General features: G+C 69.7%; 19 protein-coding genes. 5 read left to right on the top strand and 14 right to left on the bottom strand.

Going from position 1 to position 18,925, the window contains the following annotated elements; translation table 11 throughout:
• Nucleotides 1–36: 36 nt before the first annotated feature.
• Both AB0C22_RS25790 and AB0C22_RS25785 read right to left on the bottom strand, forming a co-directional pair.
• Entirely contained in the window at nt 37–363 is a 327-nt protein-coding gene (locus AB0C22_RS25790) for a TraR/DksA C4-type zinc finger protein (protein ID WP_208569987.1), read from the bottom strand.
• Between the two features lie 82 nt (nt 364–445).
• Complete coding sequence (locus AB0C22_RS25785) at nt 446–1,420, bottom strand: methyltransferase (protein WP_357537546.1); 975 nt, start codon at nt 1,418–1,420, stop codon at nt 446–448.
• A 464-nt stretch (nt 1,421–1,884) separates the two neighbouring features.
• On the opposite strand from AB0C22_RS25785, the gene AB0C22_RS25780 reads away from it, so the two are divergent.
• The 4 genes from AB0C22_RS25780 (at nt 1,885) to AB0C22_RS25765 (ending at nt 6,343) form a co-directional block, all read left to right on the top strand.
• On the top strand, nt 1,885–3,141 hold the full coding sequence (locus AB0C22_RS25780) for a replication-associated recombination protein A (protein WP_357537544.1): 1,257 nt from the start codon (nt 1,885–1,887) through the stop codon (nt 3,139–3,141).
• A gap of 186 nt (nt 3,142–3,327) precedes the next feature.
• Nucleotides 3,328–3,801 (top strand): DUF488 domain-containing protein, encoded by a 474-nt coding sequence (locus tag AB0C22_RS25775; RefSeq protein WP_308290839.1) that lies wholly within the window; start codon nt 3,328–3,330, stop codon nt 3,799–3,801.
• Nucleotides 3,798–5,462 (top strand): asparaginase domain-containing protein, encoded by a 1,665-nt coding sequence (locus AB0C22_RS25770; RefSeq protein ID WP_219463449.1) that lies wholly within the window; start codon nt 3,798–3,800, stop codon nt 5,460–5,462. Before AB0C22_RS25775 ends, AB0C22_RS25770 begins: the two co-directional genes overlap by 4 nt.
• 29 nt (nt 5,463–5,491) lie before the next feature.
• Nucleotides 5,492–6,343, top strand: a complete 852-nt coding sequence (locus tag AB0C22_RS25765) for a PhzF family phenazine biosynthesis isomerase (protein ID WP_307799765.1) — start codon at nt 5,492–5,494, stop codon at nt 6,341–6,343.
• Between the two features lie 117 nt (nt 6,344–6,460).
• Here AB0C22_RS25765 and AB0C22_RS25760 read toward each other — a convergent pair whose 3' ends face one another.
• The 11 genes from AB0C22_RS25760 to AB0C22_RS25710 form a co-directional block, all read right to left on the bottom strand.
• Nucleotides 6,461–6,871, bottom strand: a complete 411-nt coding sequence (locus AB0C22_RS25760; RefSeq protein ID WP_219463448.1) for a VOC family protein — start codon at nt 6,869–6,871, stop codon at nt 6,461–6,463.
• A 9-nt stretch (nt 6,872–6,880) separates the two neighbouring features.
• Nucleotides 6,881–7,369, bottom strand: a complete 489-nt coding sequence (locus tag AB0C22_RS25755) for a PhzA/PhzB family protein (protein ID WP_219463446.1) — start codon at nt 7,367–7,369, stop codon at nt 6,881–6,883.
• A 32-nt stretch (nt 7,370–7,401) separates the two neighbouring features.
• Nucleotides 7,402–9,237, bottom strand: coding sequence for an asparagine synthase (glutamine-hydrolyzing) (gene asnB / locus AB0C22_RS25750; protein ID WP_219463443.1), 1,836 nt, complete (start codon nt 9,235–9,237; stop codon nt 7,402–7,404).
• A gap of 39 nt (nt 9,238–9,276) precedes the next feature.
• Nucleotides 9,277–9,894 (bottom strand): phenazine biosynthesis FMN-dependent oxidase PhzG, encoded by a 618-nt coding sequence (gene phzG / locus AB0C22_RS25745; protein ID WP_219463441.1) that lies wholly within the window; start codon nt 9,892–9,894, stop codon nt 9,277–9,279.
• Nucleotides 9,891–10,238, bottom strand: coding sequence for a hypothetical protein (locus tag AB0C22_RS25740; protein WP_219463439.1), 348 nt, complete (start codon nt 10,236–10,238; stop codon nt 9,891–9,893). The genes phzG and AB0C22_RS25740 overlap by 4 nt, the downstream gene beginning before the upstream one ends.
• Nucleotides 10,235–12,151: an anthranilate synthase family protein gene (locus tag AB0C22_RS25735; protein WP_219463438.1), complete on the bottom strand. Its 1,917-nt coding sequence runs from the start codon at nt 12,149–12,151 to the stop codon at nt 10,235–10,237. The genes AB0C22_RS25740 and AB0C22_RS25735 overlap by 4 nt, the downstream gene beginning before the upstream one ends.
• Nucleotides 12,148–12,771 (bottom strand): isochorismatase family protein, encoded by a 624-nt coding sequence (locus AB0C22_RS25730; protein WP_219463436.1) that lies wholly within the window; start codon nt 12,769–12,771, stop codon nt 12,148–12,150. Before AB0C22_RS25730 ends, AB0C22_RS25735 begins: the two co-directional genes overlap by 4 nt.
• The gene (locus AB0C22_RS25725; protein WP_357537487.1) at nt 12,759–13,961 is read right to left on the bottom strand and encodes a 3-deoxy-7-phosphoheptulonate synthase; all 1,203 of its coding nucleotides are present in this window, start codon (nt 13,959–13,961) and stop codon (nt 12,759–12,761) included. Before AB0C22_RS25725 ends, AB0C22_RS25730 begins: the two co-directional genes overlap by 13 nt.
• Nucleotides 13,962–14,106: 145 nt before the next feature.
• Nucleotides 14,107–14,745, bottom strand: coding sequence for a hypothetical protein (locus tag AB0C22_RS25720; RefSeq protein WP_357537485.1), 639 nt, complete (start codon nt 14,743–14,745; stop codon nt 14,107–14,109).
• Between the two features lie 547 nt (nt 14,746–15,292).
• Entirely contained in the window at nt 15,293–16,540 is a 1,248-nt protein-coding gene (locus AB0C22_RS25715; RefSeq protein WP_219463427.1) for an IS701 family transposase, read from the bottom strand.
• A 62-nt stretch (nt 16,541–16,602) separates the two neighbouring features.
• A complete protein-coding gene (locus AB0C22_RS25710) occupies nt 16,603–16,956 on the bottom strand; it encodes a RidA family protein (protein ID WP_219470155.1) in 354 nt (117 codons plus the stop codon).
• A gap of 206 nt (nt 16,957–17,162) precedes the next feature.
• Here AB0C22_RS25710 and AB0C22_RS25705 point away from each other — a divergent pair, with 206 nt between their 5' ends.
• Nucleotides 17,163–18,179, top strand: coding sequence for a WYL domain-containing protein (locus AB0C22_RS25705; RefSeq protein WP_219463425.1), 1,017 nt, complete (start codon nt 17,163–17,165; stop codon nt 18,177–18,179).
• Between the two features lie 50 nt (nt 18,180–18,229).
• On the opposite strand, the gene AB0C22_RS25700 is transcribed toward AB0C22_RS25705, so the two are convergent.
• Nucleotides 18,230–18,874 carry a hypothetical protein gene (locus AB0C22_RS25700; protein WP_255597646.1) on the bottom strand — a complete coding sequence of 215 codons (645 nt, stop codon included), beginning with the start codon at nt 18,872–18,874 and terminating at the stop codon, nt 18,230–18,232.
• Nucleotides 18,875–18,925: the final 51 nt, after the last annotated feature.

The following is an 18,925-nucleotide window of genomic DNA, read 5'->3' as shown; positions in this document are numbered from 1 at the left end:
AGCGGGAAGATTGGGGCACTCGCCCGCCTCACCGTCCTACGCACACGAGATGCAGTGGCGGGCGAACGGCCGCACGGCGAGTCGTTCCGCACCGATCGGTTGCTGGCAGCGCTCGCAGCGCCCGTAGGTCTCCGCCTCCAGCCTGAGCAGGGCGTCGTCGACCTCGGCGATCCGCGCCCGCGTCGCGGCGAGCAGCGCGATCAGCTGGGCGCGTTCGAAGCCGACGGTGGCACCCTCGGGATCGTGTTCGTCGTCGGCGTTCGAATCCCGCGATGCCGTGAACAGCGCCTCCAGATCCCGCGCCAGCGTCGCTGCCTCGGACTCCGCACCCGCCCGTAACCGCAGCAGCTCCTCCCGGATCATCGTCACAGTTTAGTACCGGAGGGGCACACCAGCGGCTGATCCCGTTGGCCGGAGCGGCCGCTCCCGGCCATCGACGGCCCGGTCAGGATGCCTGGCGGGGTGCGGCGACGACGGCGACGTGCTCCATCGGGAGCGCGCCGGTCCGCTCGACGTCCAATCCGGCGCGGCCGAGTAGCTCGGTGACGTGGTGGAGGCTCCGGTGCGCCCCGCCGGTGATCATCAGCAGGTGCAGATCCCACAGGGCCGGCAGCACGGACGGGTCCTCGTCGACGACGAAGCGGTCGAGGACCAGCAGCCGCGCCGTCGGGCCGGACATCGCCCGGCGACAGTTGTCGAAGGCCTGGACGACCGCGTCGTCGTCCCAACCGGCCAGCGCGCGGGACAGGATGTAGACGTCGCCGCCCGTCGGCACGCTGGTGAACATGTCGCCGCCGACGAGGGTGACCCGGTGGAGCCCGACGGTGGCGGCCAGGTGTTCGCCGGCCCTGGGCATCATGTGCTCGCGGTCGAACAGCACGCCCTTGGCGTCGGGTGTGGCCGCGAGGAGCGTGGAGAGCAGCTGCCCGCCGCCACCACCGACGTCCACGATGGTCTTGCCGCCGGTGAAGTCGAAGGCGGCCGGCACCTCATGGAAGAACATGTTGCCGGCGTTCATGGTGGCCTGGAACCGGCGGGCGGTGTCCGGGTCCCCGCTCAGGTAGTCGTAGAAGGAGCTGCCGTAGGCGGCCTCGAAGCCGGAGTTGACCGTGCCGATCGCGCGATGGGCGTGCCCCCACGCGGCGTAGTACTCCTCGCCGTGCAGCAGGCACATGTCGCGCATCGACGGTGAGTCGGAACGCAGCGCCTCGCTGATCGAGGTGCTGCGGTAGCCGCTCGTCTCGCTACCGTTGAACACGCGCATCGCCACCATGAGTCGCATGAGACGACGTATCCCCGCTGCGGAAGCGCCGCTTGCCGCGGCCAGTTCGTCGCTGGTGGTCCGGCCGGCGGCGACGTGATCCGGTAATCCGAGCTTGACCGCGGTGTAGAGAGCCTGTGCCTTCCACCCGCCGGTCATGACATCGACAATGTCCCGAGTGGCCTGTAGGTCGATTGCCATTCTTCCTCCGCCCGCACTGCCCTTCGCGACGACGGTGGCAACCGTACCCCGTAGGGAACTGCCGAGGAAGGGCTTTGGTGTCACGGACGCGCTCCGTTCGGCCAATGACCGGAGTGCGACAAAATTGATGTACAACAACGGTGGTTCCCGGCGTGCGTCGTGGCGAACCGCCGTTGTTGTATTGACGGGTTGCTCGCGGACGACGGGTTAGGGTGCGCACGACATACCCAGCTCACCGAAGGGGAGGGCCACCAAGCGTGTCCCAGCAGAGCACCGTCACAACGGATGGCCGAGACGACGGAACGGACGACAGCGTCGAGACCCTGTTCGAATTGCCCGCACCGTCCTTCACCACCCCGCGCGCCGACCCACGGCCGCAGCCGGGTGCGGCGGCACCGGACGCCGGCCCGCTGGCGACCCGGATGCGACCCCGCACGATCGACGAGATCGTCGGTCAGGCTCACCTGCTGCGTCCCGGTGCCCCGTTACGCCGACTGCTCGAGGGCGCAGGCGCGGCCTCGGTGCTGCTCTACGGCCCGCCCGGCACCGGAAAGACCACGATCGCCCGGCTGCTGGCCACCGCCGGCACCCGCCAGTTCGTCGCCCTCTCGGCGCTGTCCAGCGGCGTCAAGGAGGTGCGCGACGTGATGGTCGAGGCCCGCCGCCGGCTCGACCGGCAGCACCGGCAGACCGTGCTGTTCATCGACGAGGTGCACCGCTTCTCCAAGACGCAGCAGGACGCGCTGCTCGGTGCGGTCGAGGACCGGCTGGTGCTGCTGGTCGCCGCCACCACCGAGAACCCGTCGTTCTCGGTGGTGGCCCCGCTGCTGTCGCGCCTGCTGGTGCTGCAACTGCGCTCGTTGGGCGACACCGACGTCCGTGACCTGCTGCGTCGCGCCGCAGCGGATCCACGGGGCCTCGGCGGCGCGGTCACGCTGTCGGCCGAGGCCGAAGCCGCGCTGGTGCGGCTGGCCGCCGGTGACGCCCGCAGCGCGCTGACCGCGTTGGAGGCCGCCGCCGACGGGGTGCTGGCGACCGATGGCACCGAGATCGACGTGCCGGCCGTGGAACGGGCCGTCGCGGAGACGACCGTGCGATACGACCGGCAGGGCGACCAGCACTACGACGTCATCAGCGCCTTCATCAAGTCGATCCGTGGTTCGGACCCCGACGCCGCGTTGCACTATCTGGCCCGGATGCTGGTGGCCGGGGAGGACCCGCGGTTCGTCGCGCGGCGGCTCATCGTGCACGCCAGCGAGGACGTCGGTCTGGCCGATCCCACGGCCCTGCACGCGGCCGTCGCCGCGGCGCAGGCGGTGCAGTTGATCGGCATGCCCGAGGCGCGTCTCGCGCTGACGCAGGCCACTCTGCACCTCGCGATGGCGCCGAAGTCCAACGCGGTGATCGAGAGCATCGACGCGGCGATGTCGGACGTGCGCAGGGGTGCCGTGGACGACGTCCCCGCCCACCTGCGCTATGGGCGCTACAAGGGTGCCGCGGAACTCGGCAACGCGATCGGTTACCGCTATCCGCACAAGGTTCCGGACGGGGTGCTGGAACAGCAGTATCCGCCGGACGGTCTGGTGGGAAAGAACTACTACCACCCGAGTCGGCACGGTGGTGAGCGCACCCTTCGTGATCGACTCGCAGACCTCCGGCGCGTGATTCGTGGCGGCTGACACATAACACAGTGGACGGTCGATGCAAAAGAGTCGGGCGGGTGGTCGGATCGGCATTTTCGGTATGGCATTCGAACCGCTGTGTCGAGGGTCTCCAAGGGTAGTGTCGGGTGGGTCGACCAAGTATCAGGATGCGGATTGTGCGGCACCGCCATACGAGGGACCGGGATGCCAATGCATAGATTGGTGACAATCGGAGTCTACGATTTCGATCTCGAATCATTCCTGCTACGCCTGCGCGCCGCGGACGTCAGGCTGCTGTTCGACGTGCGCCAGCGCCGCGGGGTCCGGGGGCCCGACTACGCCTGGGCGAACGCGCGCCGGCTGCAGGAGGCCCTCGCCGGTGCGGGCATCGCCTACGAGCACCACCGCGAGTTGGCCCCGACCACCGAACACCGCCATCTGCAGTACGCCGAGGACGACCGCCAGGGCGTCGGTAAGCGGTCCCGCCGGGAGTTGGCTGCCGAGTACGTGCGCCGCTACACCGCCGAGGTCCTCGACCTCGCCGACCTGGTGCCGCTGCTCGCGGCGCTACCGACGCGGGGGCGGGCGGCGCTGTTCTGCGTCGAGCGCGATGCGGTGGCCTGTCACCGGTCGCTGATCGCCCGGCGGCTCACCGAGCAGCACGACGTGTCGGTCGAGCATTTGACCCCGGCATGACCGGCCTGACCCCGACGGGCGGGACCCGGCCCCGGATCGCGGTGTTCGCCGGGCCGACGGCGACCATCCTGAACACCCCCGACCTGGTCACGTCGAACAAGGCCCGGATCCGGCACGGCCTCGCACCCCGGCCGGGCCGGTTCGACGCACTGCGTCCGCAGCGGCTGGCGGCGCCGGTCACGGCGTACGTCGAGGCGTACAGCGCGCATCCACTCGAACGCGACGCGGCACACCTGTACGCGCCGCCGGACGGCTGGCTCGACACCGACGGCGCGTTCCACACCGCGCAGCCGGCCGGCGACGCCACCCCGGTGTTCGTCGTGGAGCTGCACCCCGACGACGGGCTGTACCCCCTGCCATACCTGGCGCGGCAGCGTGACGGTTCAGCGTGGGAGCAGGCCGCGACCACGCCGTACGCGCCACCGGAGGCGGCCCGGCAGACGTTCTACCCGGACGCTAGCCGCCTCTACGAGGAGATCGAACGGTTCGGGCTGGGCGATCACGGCACACCTGTCGAGTTCGGTTCGATCGCCGACTTCGACTTCTTCCGCGCGGCCCCGTCGGGTGGCTACACCACCGGTCCGGACGGGGAGCGGCTCGGCCGTGACTTCTTCGTCTACTACCCCTACCACCTGCAGAGTGAGCCGCACCTGGGTGACCTCGCCGGGGCGACCAACCAGGTCCAGGCCGTCCTCGCCGCGGGTGAGCACGACGGCGTGCAGTGGCTCGAGGGCAGCCCGACCGTGGACGAGACCCTCTACTGGCTCGGCCTGCTGATCGACACGACGGTTCCCCTCGTCGGCCACGCCGCCCAGCGGCGGCACCACTCGCTGAGCGCCGACGGCGACCGCAACGTGGTGGACGGAGTGAAGTACATCGCCTCCGGTGTCGCCCTCGACGCGCAGGGTGTCGACCGGGTCGGCGCCTGCGTGATCGTCGACGAACTCGTCTACACCGCCCGCGACGTGACCAAGGTCGACGCTCGACCGGGCGGATACGAAGTCACCGGCGGCCACGGGGGAATCGTCGCCGACCTGGGCGGGTACGGCCCCCCGCAGCTCACCTACCTGCCGACGCGTCGGCAGACCGCGCGCTCGCAGCTGCGCCTCACCGTGCTGCCGAAGGAGGTGAACGGCGTCGCCGGCTCGTTGGAGTCGGGCGTCACCCTGCTCGGTGTCGCGACGAGGGACGGGGACGGGCTGATCCCGGACGCCATGCCCAGGGTGACGATCACCAAGTACAGCCGCTACGCGGCGGAACCGGGCGGCGATCCCCGGGTGGGCGACGAGGTGGAGATCCTGGCCCGGATCCGGGCCAATCTCGCCGCCGCCCCGCTCGCCGGTTTCGTCTGCGAGGGCATGTCGCCGTTCGGGATGGCGGACCCGGCGAAGAACTCGGCGCTCGGGGTGGCCATCTTCGCGGGGATGCCGGTGGTTCGCACCGGCCGTGGCAACACCGGTGGCATGGCGTACCGGACGGATCCGACGTTCATCGTCGGCAACAACCTGACCGCGACCAAGGCCCGGTTGCTGCTGATGGCTGCCCTGCTCAAGTACGGCGCGTTGCCGCCGGCCGCGGACCCGTTCCGGCCCACCCACGCCGAGCGTGCGGTGACCGAGCAGGCGGTCGCCCGCTACCAGGCGTTGTTCGACACGCATTGACCTCGACGATCCCCGGCTGGAGAGAACCTGTGGGCACCTACGAGTACGTGGTGGCGGACGTCTTCACGGAGACGGCGTTGGAGGGCAACCCGGTCGCGGTCTTCCTGGACGCGGCAGCCCTGTCCGCCGAGCGGATGCAGCAGATCGCGAACGAGATGCACCTGTCGGAGACCGTCTTCGTGCTGCCTCCGCGCCGGGACGGTGACGTGCGGGTCCGCATCTTCACCCCCGTCAACGAGCTGCCGTTCGCCGGGCACCCGACCCTGGGCACGGCGATCGTACTCAGCGAGTTGAAGCCGGTCGGGGAGATCCGGATGGAGACGGCCATGGGCACGGTGACGTTCGACATCGAGCGGTCCACCCGGGACGGGCGCGGCTCGGCGAGTTCGTGGCAGCCCATCCCCACCTGGGGGCGCTACGACCGGGCCGAGGAGTTGCTCGCCGGGCTGGGTGTCCCCGCCACCGACGCCGTCCTGCCGGTGGAGGTCTACGACAACGGGCCGAGGCATGTGTTCGTCGGTCTGCCGGGCGTACCCGAGTTGTCCGCGCTGGAGCCCGACCAGCGGGTCCTGGCCCGGCTGCCCGACATGGCCGCCAACTGCTTCGCGGGTTCCGACACGCAGTGGCGGCTGCGCATGTTCTCGCCCGCCTACGGCGTCGTCGAGGACGCCGCCACCGGTTCGGCGGCCGGGTCGTTGGCGGTGCATCTGGCGCGACACGGCCTGATCCCCTTCGGTGAGTGGATCGAGGTCCTGCAGGGCGTCGAGATCGGTCGCCCGTCGACGATGCGGGCCCGGGCCACCGGTGCACCGGACCGGATCGAAACGGTCCAGGTCTCCGGGTCCGCGGTCGTGGTGGCCCGCGCGACGCTTTACACGTGAGCCCCGGGCGGTCCCGCCGACGTGCGGTACGCCGGCAGACCGAGGTGGGCCCGCCCGCTGACAGCGGGCGGGCCCACCTCGGGGGGCTAGCGTGCCGGATCCGCCAGGTGTGGCCGGTCAGCCCTTCGGCCGGGTGATGTTGACCATCCAGAAGATCCCGAACTGGTCGATGAACGAGCCGGCCTCGTCGCCCCACACCTGTGTGTTGAGCGGCATCGTCACCGTGCCCCCGACCGACAGCCGCTGGAAGTAGCCGCGCAACGCGGGATCGTCGCCGCCGAGATAGAGGGCGACGTTGTTGCCCGGGTGGAACGGCACCCGCTCGGGGACGTCCCAGGCCATCAGGGTGAAACCGTCCGGGGTGGTGAGCACCGCGTGCATGATCTTGTCGGCGGCCATCACGTCGGACGCGCCGTACTCGGTGAACGTGCCGATCTCCAACTCACCGCCGAGGATCTCACGGTAGAACTCCAGTGCCTCCCGGGCGTTGCCGTTGAAGGCGATGTACGGATTGAGCCGAGCGGTCATCTGCTGCTCCTAGGTGGGGATTCCGCCGCGGTCGATCGTCGGCACCTCGATGCCCAGCGCCCGGAGCTGCTGGAACGGGTTCATGAATTCCCGCTGGCGGCGGATCTTTCCATCGTCCAACTCGAACGAGTGGATGAAGTGGTTGCGGTAGTGCCCGGGCGGGTACGCCGGGTAGAGGATCTGACCCTCGCCGTCGCACTCGACCCAGAACCGGTTCGGGTCCTGCGTCTCGAAGATCTCGACGTTCGTCCACTCCCAGTCGGGGAACATCCGCAGCGACCACTCCCCGTGCGCCCGGAGCAGTTCGTGGCCCTGAGAGGCGACCGGCTGGCCGGTGTCGGTGGTCCACAGGCCGGCGCTGCCGTCCTCGGTGAACAGCAGGTAGCGGGTCAGCCGGTTCTCGCCCTTGCGGCTCATGTAGTCGGTGACGGTCGCGCGGTTGCGGGCCCGCAGGTCCACCTGGTCGGTGAACCCCGGAAGCTGGGTCTCGGTCGTCAACGGAAGTCCCTTCTCAGCCGGTGGCGGTCAGGTCAGAACCGAAGCTCGGGGCGGTAGATGTCCAGCCAGGTGCTCAGGTCGAGCACCCGCTCCATGCCGTTGCGGATCTCGATCGGCAGGGCGCCCGACTCACGGGTGATGCCCTCCAGGTAGGCGCGGTCGACCAGGTTGAACACCGGGTCGTCGGTGGCGAGCAGGTCCCTGCACTGCTGCAACAGGGCGCTCGTGTACATCGGGTCGAGCGTGGCCGGATACGGGGCCTTCACCCGGTCGAGAACCGAACGGGGGAGCAGGTCGGCGGTCGCGGCCCGCAGCAGGCTCTTCTCCCGCCCGTCGAACGTCTTCATCGACCACGGGGTGTTGTAGACGTACTCGACCAGCCGGTGGTCGCAGAACGGCACCCGGACCTCCAGACCGACGGCCATGCTGACCCGGTCCTTGCGTTCGAGCAGCATCCGGACGAAGCGGGTCAGGTGCAGGTGGCACATCTCGCGCATCCGGAACTCGTGGTCGCTCTCGCCGTCGACCCGCTCGATCTCGGTGAGCGCCTCGGCGTACCGGTCCCGGATGTAGCTGGGCAGGTCGAGGGCGGCCGTGATGTCGGCGTTGAACCGGTCCGACACCTGGGCCTTCGCGCCGCTGACGAACACCGCCATCCAGGGGAACGTCGCCGCGGCCTGGGCCTCCGGTTGGAAGAACCACCGGTAGCCGCCGAAGACCTCGTCGGCGGACTCCCCGGACAGGGCCACCGTGGAGTGCTGACGGATCGCCTGGAACAGCAGGTACAGCGAGGTGTCCATGTCGCCGAGGCTGAGCGGACTGTCCCGGGCGGTGATCACCGCCCGTCGGACCGCGGGGTCGGCGATGTCCCGGTGGTCGAGGACCACCGACTCGTGCAGCGAGCCGACGTGCGCGCCCACCTCCCGCGCGTACGGGGCGTCGGTGGTGGCGCGCAGCTCGTCGGCGACGAAGTCGTCCTCGCGTCCGGTGAAGTCCACCGCGAAGCTGCGCACCTTCTCACCGCGTTCGCCGAGCTTGGCGGCGGCGAGGGCGGTGATCGCGCTGGAGTCGAGCCCGCCGGACAGCAGGGTGCAGCGCGGCACGTCGGAGACCAGTTGGCGTTCCACCACGTCCCTGAGCAACGAGCGGACGTTGGTGATGGTGGTCGGCAGGTCGTCGGTGTGCGGGCGGCTCGGCAGCGTCCAGTAGCGGTGCTCGCGCAGCCCGGCACGGTCGACGGTGACGACCCCGCCGGGCAGCACCTCGTTCATCCCGCACCAGACGGCGCTGCCGGGCGTCTGGGTGAAGCTGACCAGTTCCCGGATCCCCGCCAGGTCGACGGCACGTTCGGCCAGCGGGTTGGCGAGGATCGCCTTGGGCTCGGAACCGAAGAGCACCCCGTCGTCGGTGCGGTAGTAGTAGAGCGGCTTGACGCCGAGCCGGTCCCGGATCAGCACCAGCTTCTCGACCCGGGAGTCCCACACGGCGAAGGCGTACATGCCGTTGAGCCGTTCGGCGACCGCCTCGCCCCATTCCAGGTAGCCGTGCAGCACCACCTCGGTGTCGCTGCGGGTCCGGAAGCGGTGACCGCGGCGTCGCAGTTCGCCGCGCAGCTCCCCGAAGTTGTACGCCTCGCCGCTGTAGGTGATCGTCACCGTGCCGTCGTCGGTCTGCACCGCCATCGGCTGGGTGCCGCCGTCGACGTCGATCACGGCGAGCCTGCGGTGACCGAGCCCGGCGTGCCGGTCCAGCTGGACACCGGATGCGTCCGGACCCCGGCAGGCCATGGTCGCCGTCATCGCGTCCAGGTCGGCCTGGTGTCGCGTGAGATCCCGATCGTACGAGACCCAGCCTGCAATTCCACACATCTCGTCTACCTGTTCCTCTCGAGCGAACTGTCCGGGTGGTCAGGGTTGAAGGCGACCGGACCGCCACCCGGTGCCGTCGCGGTCGAAGCGCAGCCGACGGTGCAACCGGCCCGGGTCGGACTCCCAGAACTCGACCGAATCCGGCTCCAGCAGGTAGGCCAGCCAGGCATCCGGGCGGGGCAACGGCAGGCCCCCGTCGCCGAGCCGCCGCGCCTGCTCGCGCAACGCCTCCTCGTCGGTGAGGGGTGCGCTCTGCTGCGACGCCACCGACATCGGGTGGGTGGCGACCGGCCGGGCCGTCCACAGGGCGTCGGCCTCGTCGGCTCCCAGCGGGCCGGTCGGCCCGCTGACGACCACCTGGCGGGCCACCTCCCGCCAGTAGAGGACACCCGACGCCCAACGGTTCGCCGCCAACTCCCGGCCCTTGCGACTGCCGGAGTGGGTGGCGAACAGCAGTCCGCTGTCGCGCACGGCGAGGACCTGCACCATCCGGGTCGACGGGCGACCGTCGGCGTCGGCGGTCGCCAGCGCCAGCGCGCCGGGCTCGCGGACGGCGTCCGCCCGCGCCGCGTCCAGCCAGCTCCGCAGCAGCCCCATCGGCTCGTCGGGCGGGGTGGCGAAGACATCGACGCCCAGCTGCTGTGCCGACGTACTCACGACGGGTTCCGGACCGGTCCGAATGCCAGCCCACGGTCGTCGGACGGGCCGGCGTGCAGCCCTTCCACGATGGCCTCCACCTCGGTCATCATCCGCACGGTGGGCGGGTATCCGATCAGCTCGGTGGCCCGGTTCGGCGGCAGCGGCGCGGTCAGGTCGGCGGTGGCGTCCCACAGCATGACCGCGCCCCAGCGGTTGGTCTCCCGGTCGGAGATCCAGAACTTGAGCCGCATTCCGTGCACCCGCTCCCACGGCTGCACGCCCTCCTCGCGCAGGTAGTGGCGCAGTGAGTCGATGGTCTGGGTGGACCCGGCGAGGTCCCACCAGGAGACGGCGGCCTTCATGCGTTCATGACCTCCTCGATGTGTGTCAGCGATGCCAGCAGGTCGCCCAGCACGCGTTCGCCGTCCTGGGTGAGGACCGACTCCGGGTGGAACTGCACCGAGCTGAAGTGGGCTCCGCGTAGGGCGTGCACCTCACCGGTGGTGGGGTCGTGGCTGACGCGCACCTCGCCCGCCCTGGGACTGTGGAACTGCTCCATCCGCGCGTACGCGACGAAGGAGTTGTAGAAGCCGACCCGTGCCGGGGTGCCGAACAGCTCGATCTCACGTTGGACGCCCTGGTTGGGGATGTCCCGCCGCCGTAGCGGCAGGCCGAGGTGCCGGCACAGCAGCTGGTGGCTCAGGCACACCGCCAGGAACGGGGTACGCCGGGCGAGGAGCTGGTCGATCGCCTCGGTGAGGTGGCTCATCCGTGGATCGGCGGTGTCGCGCGGGTCACCCGGGCCGGGGCCGAGGACGACGAGGTCGTGGGCGTCGAACCCGGGGCGGGTGTCGGCCCGGGCCACCTGCACCGCCAGGCCGAGTGCCCGTAGCTGGTGGGCCAGCATCGCGCTGAAGGCGTCCTCGGCATCGACGATCAGGGCTCGGCGGCCGGCCAGGGCGGGCTGCGGCCGCCTGCGGGTCTGCGCGTCGCTGAGCCAGAAGCTCGCGATCGCCGTGTTGCGGCGGTCGAGCGCCTGTCGGATCAGTGGGTGCCCGTCGAGGCGTTCGCCGATGCCCAACGCGGAGAGCACCCCGGCGGCCTTGGCGTGGGTCTCGGCGACCTCGGCGTCGGGATCGGAGTGCCGGACGAGCGTGGCACCGACACCGACCTCGACGCGGGCGCTGTCGTCGGTCTGCGAGGGACGGATGTCGGCGGTGCGGATCATGATGGCGGCGTCCATGGTCCGTGCGCCACCGGCGTCCCGGCCGATCAGGGCCGCGATGCCGCCGTAGTAGCCGCGGCCGTGCGGTTCGTAGCGGGCGATCACCCGGAAGGCGTTCTCCAACGGGCTGCCCGTCACGGTCGGGGCGAACATGGTCTCCCGGAGGATGTCGCGGGGGTCCAGGCTGCTGGGGCCCTCGATGTTGTACTCGGTGTGCGCGAGCCAGGCCATCTGCCGCAGGAACGGGCCGACCACCCGGCCCCCGCTGTCGCACACCCGGGCCATCATCTTGAGTTCCTCGTCGAGGACCATGTACAGCTCGTCGGTCTCCTTGCCGTCGGTGAGGAAGTCGAGAACCTCCGCCAGGACCGGTCCGGTCCTCGGGTAGCGGTAGGTCCCGCTGATCGGGGTCATCGCCGCCACGCCGCCACGCAGGCTGACGTGCCGTTCCGGGGTGGCGCCCACGAACGTCCGGGTGCCGGTGTGCACGAGGAAGGTCCAGTAGGCGCCGGTCTCCCGGGCGAGCAGCCGGCGGAACAGGCTCAGCGCCGTGCGCGGGGAGTACCCCGTGACGGTGGTGACGTACGACCGCTTGATGACGAAGTTCGCGCCGGCACCGGTGCTGATCTCGTTGGCGAGTACCGCACGTACCGTGTCGGCGTAGCTGCCGTCATCGGTGTCGAAGCCGCCGTTGGTGAGGCTGATCGGGTCGTCCGGGAGGTGTTCGAACGCTTCAGCCCTGGTCATCGAGCCCTGTTCGGTCACCGACAGAGTGATCAGCGGTGACCCGTCCATGACGGCGGTGAATCCCCGCTCGGTGATCTGCTGGTGGGGCACCAGCACCAGCGTCTCGTGTAGCGTCTCGTCGCCCGGCCCGGCCTGGTGGATCGGGGCGTCGGGGAGTGGGACGTCGGCGAGCCGCGCGACGGTGCTGATCCGGCCGGACAGGATCTCCACCCGGTCGCCGCCCACCGACTCGGGGCGGTGCAGCAGGGCGAATGCCTCCCGGCCGGGATCGACTAGCTGTCGGAGCAGGCGGGCCGCGTTCACGGGAAGACCTCCTCCGTGGTGGTGACCACCGCGCAACGCGTGGCCGCATAGTCGAGCGTCAACTGGTGGTGGTCGGCGGAGAAGTCACCGATGGCGTCGGCGACGAGGAAGGGCTGGATGTCGTTGGTGAACGCGTCGAGGGCGGTGGCCAGCACTCCGACGTGCCCGTAGACCCCGCAGACGATGAGCTGGTCGCGACCCTGCCGGCGTAGCCGGGTCAGCAGGTCCGAACGGTGGAACGCGCTGTAGCGCCACTTGGTGAGCACGTGGTCCGCCGGTCCGGGCGCGAGTTCGGTGACGATCTCCCGGTCGCCGGGTTGCCCGCTCATCCCGGGACCCCAGATGTCCTTGAGCAGGCCGCGCTCCTGCTCGGTCATGCCTCCGGGCTGGGCCGTGTAATAGGTCGGCACGCGGAGTTCGCCGCACCGCTGGCGTAACCGGACGCAGTTGCGGACCAGCGCCCCGCGTACCGACGGGTCGAACGGGCCGAGGAAGTAACGCTGCATGTCGTGGACGAGCAGCGCTGCCCGGCTGGCATCGGGAGTCCACTGCGCGATGCTGACGGGCAGGTCGCCCGTGGTCGGAAGCGGGTAGGCGGCGATCGGTGTCAGGCCCGGCACGGTTTCTCCTCAGCCCGGTTCGTCAGGGGTGACGTCCGCCAGGCGGAGACCACGGTCTGCGCCTGGCGGGGATTGAGCCGCGGGTCGCAGAGCGAGGTGTACCGCAGGCGGGCCGGCTCGCTGCTGTGCCCGTCGTCAAGGCACTCGGTCACGTCGTCGGGGGTCGTCTCGAGGTGTACGCCGCCCGCGACCCCACCTTCGGCGTGTACCGCGATCTGGAACGCGGTGACCTCCCGGAGGATGGTCGACAGGATGCGCGTCTTACGTCCGGTGGCTGCGGTGACGGTGTTGCCGTGCAGGGGATCGACCAGCCAGACCACCGGGTGCCCGGCCGCGCGTACGGCCCGCACGAGCGGCGGTAGCCGGTCGGCGACCACGTCGGCGCCCAGTCGGGCGATCAGGGTGAGGCGTCCCGGTTCCCGTAGCGGATCGAGCCGTGCGCACAGCGCGAGCAGGTCGACGACCGTCATCGTCGGCCCGACCTTGCACGCGACCGGGTTCACCACCTGGGCGAGGAGGGCGACGTGGGCACCGTGGAGCTGCCGGGTCCGCTCACCGATCCACGGCCAGTGGGTGGAGGTGAGCGCGACCCGGCCGGCGCGGTCACGGCGCAGCATCGGCACCTCGTAGTCGAGCAGCAGTGCCTCGTGGCTGGTCCAGACGGGCGCCCCGGCGGCACGGACGGTCCCGAGTTCGCTGAGGGTCCGTCTCGCCGACCGGTATCCCGCGAGCAGCCGCTGCGGGTCGGGCCGGCGTGCCGGGCGGGTCGCCGCAGGATCGTTGACCAGGTGGCCGCGGTAGACGGGCAGGTCGACGCCGTCGACCTGTTCGGTGGGCCTCGACCGTGGCTTGGCGTACTGGCCGGCGATGCGGCCCACCCGGACGACGGGTCGGCCGGTGGCGGCGCTCATGGTGGCGGCGAGGGCGTCGAGCAGGTCCACCTTGCGCCTGACGTGTTCCGCGGTGCATTCCGCAGGGTCCTCGGCACAGTCACCGGCCTGCAGTACCTGGGCGTGCCCGGCGGCGACGTCGGCGAGTGAACTCTGGAACGTGGGAAGTGACTCCGCCTCGATGAGTGGAGGAAGGCTCGCCAGGACGTCGCGGATTTGCGCGACCTGCGCCGGGTCTTCCCATTCAGGTTGCTGCTCGGCGGCCTCGACCGGTGGAACATCGAGTGAGATGGCGTTCACACTCTCTCCCAACCTCGGACATCTCGGCATTCGCTGGTTACTTCGGGTGTGGCCCGTAGCCGATTAGGCTGGCTAATCGGCTACGGGCTCACTTACCGACGTGCGGTGGAGTGCGTGAGGGGGACGTGGTCAGTGGATGGGCAGATCAGCTGTGCGGCGGGTAGGGATTGTCCTGGATGTAGAGCCAGGTGCCGTTCAGTTGCTGGCGGACGATGTCGCAAAAGTTCCCCGAGAAGCTCACCCGGGTGCCGTCGGGCCCGTCCTGTTCGAGTGTGTAGGTGCCCATCACGGACGCTGAACGGCCAATCACCTTGTTTCCGACGCGTGTTCCGCCGGCCTCCACGATCTGGAGCGGGCTGACCTGGAGGATCGGGTCTGATTCGAACCACTCGACGTAGAATGCGCGAATGGCGGCATGCCCGCGAATGACCGATCCGTCCCAGTCGATGATGGCTGCCTCGCGCTCCTGAAGCGCGACGATCCCGTCCACGTCCTTCGCCACGATCCGCTGACCGAGGAGGTTGATCAGCTCGGCGGGGCTCTGGGCGCCGGCCTGGAGGGCGGCGGTGTTGGTGGCGGGGGTCGGTACGGCGGTGGTGGTCGGCGCGACGAATCCGGGCACGCGGGCATGCGCCCGGTGGTCGATGGAGTGATTCGCGTGTGTCTGCTGGGGATTGTTCGTGTCGGTTTGGCCATAGGCGGAGTTGGCCCCGAAGAGCGTGCCGGCGGCCAGCAGGATGCCGCCGGCGGCGACAATGGGTATCGTGCGCTTGATTTCGTGCATGACTGTCTCCCCCTAATTGGAAGTGGTTACTAGGGTTTGAGTCGCTCATCTGACCGTCATTTACGGGCGCGTTTCATGGTCCCCGGTTTGTCGTTCCGGCGGCCTGATGGCATTGATACAACAGCCCGCATCTGGCTCTGTCAAGACACATTAAGCTCGGGCGGCGACAATATTTCAACATCATGAATCGCTTGGTGGGACGTTGTGCTGCTGACTCGTGCTTACTACCAGCCAAAACGCGAACCCTCGATTTTCTCCTTCCGGAAGGATGCCCCCAAAACGCGCCGGCCGAAGTTGGCGACTACAGTTGCGGATCTTGGACTCGTGGTGGCCTCACGGCGTTTTGCGAATTCCGTCGCGCAGGTGATGTCACGTGTCGTGAACCGGGCATAAATACCGGATGACGACAGCCGGGCTGGAACTCAAATGAGAGTGATGGTCCGATTCGGACGGTGCCGCCGGTGTGCTGCCACGGCCTGGATCCCCGCCCCTGCCACCGCCCGAGGGGCCGACCGGTACCCGGCCGGCCCCGCCCTCACGACGTCCGCTAGTGCCCCGAGCCGCTGCGCAGTGGGTGGCTCGCTGCCCCGGTGCCCACCCCCGGGCGGCAGGCCGCGACCTGCCGGGGCTTGCGGACGGCGGTGCGGGCATCGGGTGCCGTTGTGTGCTGCACCGTGCGGAACGCGTGGGCGAGCATGCACGTGGTGATCGTGTGGTGCCAGGCGGTCCAGGTGCGCACCTGGTACTGGTCGAGACCGATCAGTTCGTCGCCGGGTTGCTCCGGCTGTCCCGCGCGGTGTCGCCGCTCCGCCGCACCGATCAGGACGGACGCGGGTGTGCGGCGGCGCGCGTGGGCCACGAAGTAGGCGACATCGTGCGGGTTGTCGACCGACCGCCGTACCATGAGCGACTGGGCGAACCCGCGGGTGGGGACCTCGCCACCGACCAGCAGGCTGCCGCCGAGCCCGACGAGCGCCCAGTCGTGCGTGCGTCCAGTCGCCCGTTCGGTCCGGCGGTGCCAGTAACTGTCGGCGATGTGGCCGAGGATCTGTTCGGGGCCGGTCGTGGTGGACGACCTGGTCGCACCGACCCTGATCAGGGGTAGCGTCGCCGGCACGGCCGCGATGTACGGCAGGGCGCGCTGCACGCACCAGTCCCGGACCTGCGGATGTTGGGCGTATCCGTCGTCGAGGCTGACCCAGCTGAACGGCACCGCCGCATCCACTGCCTCCGCCAGCAGCTCGACGGCCTGCTCCGGCCGAGAGGCGTACGCGACGTCGGCGGGAATGCCCGCCTTCCTGCGGCGCACCGAGTCGGCGATCCAGGTACGCGGCAGGTGCAGCCGATGCCCGACGTACGCCGTCCCGGCGGGCGCGGCGTACGCCAGCATGACCGCGACCTGGCAGTTCTCGATGCGGTTGGTGAGCGTGCAGTGCTGCGGTCCCACCCCGACGGACTTGTCACCCCGCTTGATCACCTGGGCGTCGCGGATGACGAGCATGGCGTCCGGGTCACCCAGGTGCTCGATGACGTACGAGCGGACCTCGGCCTCCAGGGCGTCGGCGCTCCACGCGCCCCGCGACAACAGCGCCTGCATTCGGCCCGGGTGGCTGTGCCCGGCCCGTTCGGACAAGGACCAGCAGTTCTTCTTCGGCAGGTCCGACAGCAGCCCTTCGACCAGGTCGTGGAAGACGACGCGGGGCTCGGGGCGGGCGAACACGTGCCCGACACGGTCCGTCAGTTGTCGCAGTCGCGACGCCCAGCCGGGGGGCAGGCTCTTGGCCACCAGGGTCACCCAATCTGCCAGCTGCCCGCGCCGGACGAACCGGCACGAGCAGCGAGCGTGGCGAGGTCGGCTCAGGCGACGGCGGTGCCCTCGAGCTCGACCAGCTGGCCGGGGATCGCCAGGCGCGTCACCCCGAGCATCGTCGTGGTCGGCGCGACACCCGCAGACCCCAGTCGCCCGGCGAGCACGCCGTAGTGGGGGAACAGTTGGTCGACGTCGGTGGTGTAGACGTTCAAGCGGATGAGGTTCGCCAGGGTCATGCCCGCTTCCTTCAGCACGGCCTCCAGGTTGTCGACGCACAGCGCGAGCTGCGCGGCGATGTCGCCATCGTGCTCGGGCTTGCCCTCCGGGCTCATCGACGTCTGCCCCGAGACGTACAGCGTCCGGGTCTGACCAGAAACGATCTCACCCTGGTTGAAGCCCATCTCGAGGGACCAGTTCACCGGGTTGACCGCGATACGCTCTGCTGCCACAGTTACTCCTTAGACTCAATTGAGGACGAGCTCGGTCGAGGACGTGTTCGTCCCGCCGCCCGAACAGGCGGCATGTCGAGCTCCTGCCGACGAGTGTCACAAGTAATCACGACACCCTGTGTCAGGTATTCCGGGCGGTCCGTGGCTAGAGTTGTCCCGTGCGCGCCGATCGGCTTGTCTCGCTGATGCTGCTCCTCCGCCAGCGTGGTCAGCTGACCGTCGACACCTTGGCGCGGGAACTCGAGGTCTCCACGCGTACGGTGCTGCGCGACGTCGAAGCGCTGTCCGCCGCCGGCGTGCCCGTCTACACCGAGCGCGGCCGCCACGGAGGCGTCGCTCTGCTACCCGGCTTTCGTGCCGAGCTCACCGGCCTCAACCACGACGAGACGCTGGCCCTGGTGACCGCTGCCTCCGCCCGGGGTGAACAGGTCTTCGGTCTCGGTGCCGCCCTCTCCTCGGCCATCCGCAAGGTCGTGGACGCGCTGCCCGACGGCCACCAGGTCACCGTCAGCGACGCGGCCCAACGACTACTCGTGGAGCCGGAGACCGATCTGCTATCCCGCCGGCAGGCTGCCCGAGACGTCCCTGACAGCACCATGTTGACTGTGCGGCGTGCCGTGGTCGCCGGTAACCGGCTGCGAATCCACTACGCGGCCCGTGACCAGAGCCCACTGTGGCGCACTGTCGACCCGGTAGGCCTGGTAACCGTCCGCGACCGGATGTATCTGCTCGCGACCCGCAACGGCGAAGACCGCACCTACCGGTTGTCCCGGATGCTGGCCGCCGAGGAACTTGACGAACGGGCGCAGCGCACCGATCACATCGATCTCGACTTACTCTGGAAGCAGCGGTGCGCGCAGTTCCTGTCCGCCGACCACATCTCGGTGTCGGTCAGGGTCGCCCCGATGTGGCGTGAGGAACTACTGGCCAGTGCCGTGGCCGTTCGGGCCGAAGAGCCCGACACGGACGGCTGGCTGCGCCTCAACGTCACCTTCGAGAACCTGCGGCATGCCATCTGGGCCGTATGGCAACTCGGCGCCGATGCGGAGGCACTCTCCCCGCCCTCCCTCCGGGCCGCTCTGGGCTGCCGGGCGGCGACGATCGCCGGCCTCTATGACAACTCCCGGGACGCCCATCGTCACGCGAGTGCTGCCCCGTCCCCGGGCGACCGGTGACAGTACGGGTTTGAGTGGGCCTGGCAGTGCTCGCAGGTCGGTCTTCGGGGTCAGATCTCGCCGTCGTCGAGTCGGCGCAGCGTGCCGTCCGGCATCATGCGGTGACGCCGTGGCGGTTCCATCCTCTGCAGGATTCGTTCCATCAGGTCGTCGCGTTCCGCCTGTTCCCGGCCGGTTGGGTCGGCGACGTGGAAGCCGTGCAGGGGAACATCGAACGGGTCGATGTCGTCCGGGTCGGGTCGGCCCTCGAGGATGAAGCCGAAGAACGCGCGTAGGGCCTGCTCGCCCAGTTCCAACGGGTGGAAGGCAAGAGGGTACGGCTCCTCGGAGAGCACGGGCTCGACGGGGTGTTCGCCCGCCCAATATGGCATTTCGAAGTCGTAGGGCTCGCCGATGTTCTCCCCGATGCCGGCGACCGGCGAGATGCTCAGCGAGCGGAGAAGTTCGCCGTTCTCCCACACCGCGAAGCACAGCGAGTCGGAGACCGAGTGCATGCCGTGCATGATGATCCGCCGGCCCTCCGCGGCGCGCAGCAGCCAGGCAGGTATCTGTGATGGGAGAGCACAGACGAGCCGGCGGTCGCAGAACAGCTCGGCACCAGCCAGGACGGTCGCATAACTGGTGTCGTCCGGCGGACAACTGTGGTCACCGAGCGAACCGTCACCGATCGGTGTCACCTCGGAGCCGGGATGCATCCCGCGCACAAGGTCGATGACCTCCGCTGGGCGCGACCGGACCGCTCCCCG

Origin of the sequence: Micromonospora sp. NPDC048894, assembly GCF_040649765.1 — a bacterium.
Classification (GTDB): domain Bacteria; phylum Actinomycetota; class Actinomycetes; order Mycobacteriales; family Micromonosporaceae; genus Micromonospora; species Micromonospora antibiotica.
Note: the sequence above shows the minus strand (reverse complement) of the source record. Positions and strands in the feature narration are given on the sequence as shown.

What these genes read in the sequence shown, in the direction of transcription:
- AB0C22_RS25790 (WP_208569987.1), bottom strand. Translation starts at nt 363, where the DNA reads ATGATCCGGGAGGAGCTGCTGCGGTTACGGGCGGGTGCGGAGTCCGAG.
- AB0C22_RS25785 (WP_357537546.1), bottom strand. Translation starts at nt 1,420, where the DNA reads ATGACCGGCGGGTGGAAGGCACAGGCTCTCTACACCGCGGTCAAGCTC.
- AB0C22_RS25780 (WP_357537544.1), top strand. Translation starts at nt 1,885, where the DNA reads ATGCGACCCCGCACGATCGACGAGATCGTCGGTCAGGCTCACCTGCTG.
- AB0C22_RS25770 (WP_219463449.1), top strand. Translation starts at nt 3,798, where the DNA reads ATGACCGGCCTGACCCCGACGGGCGGGACCCGGCCCCGGATCGCGGTG.
- AB0C22_RS25760 (WP_219463448.1), bottom strand. Translation starts at nt 6,871, where the DNA reads ATGACCGCTCGGCTCAATCCGTACATCGCCTTCAACGGCAACGCCCGG.
- asnB (WP_219463443.1), bottom strand. Translation starts at nt 9,237, where the DNA reads ATGTGTGGAATTGCAGGCTGGGTCTCGTACGATCGGGATCTCACGCGA.
- AB0C22_RS25740 (WP_219463439.1), bottom strand. Translation starts at nt 10,238, where the DNA reads ATGAAGGCCGCCGTCTCCTGGTGGGACCTCGCCGGGTCCACCCAGACC.
- AB0C22_RS25720 (WP_357537485.1), bottom strand. Translation starts at nt 14,745, where the DNA reads ATGCACGAAATCAAGCGCACGATACCCATTGTCGCCGCCGGCGGCATC.
- AB0C22_RS25710 (WP_219470155.1), bottom strand. Translation starts at nt 16,956, where the DNA reads ATGGGCTTCAACCAGGGTGAGATCGTTTCTGGTCAGACCCGGACGCTG.
- AB0C22_RS25700 (WP_255597646.1), bottom strand. Translation starts at nt 18,874, where the DNA reads ATGCATCCCGGCTCCGAGGTGACACCGATCGGTGACGGTTCGCTCGGT.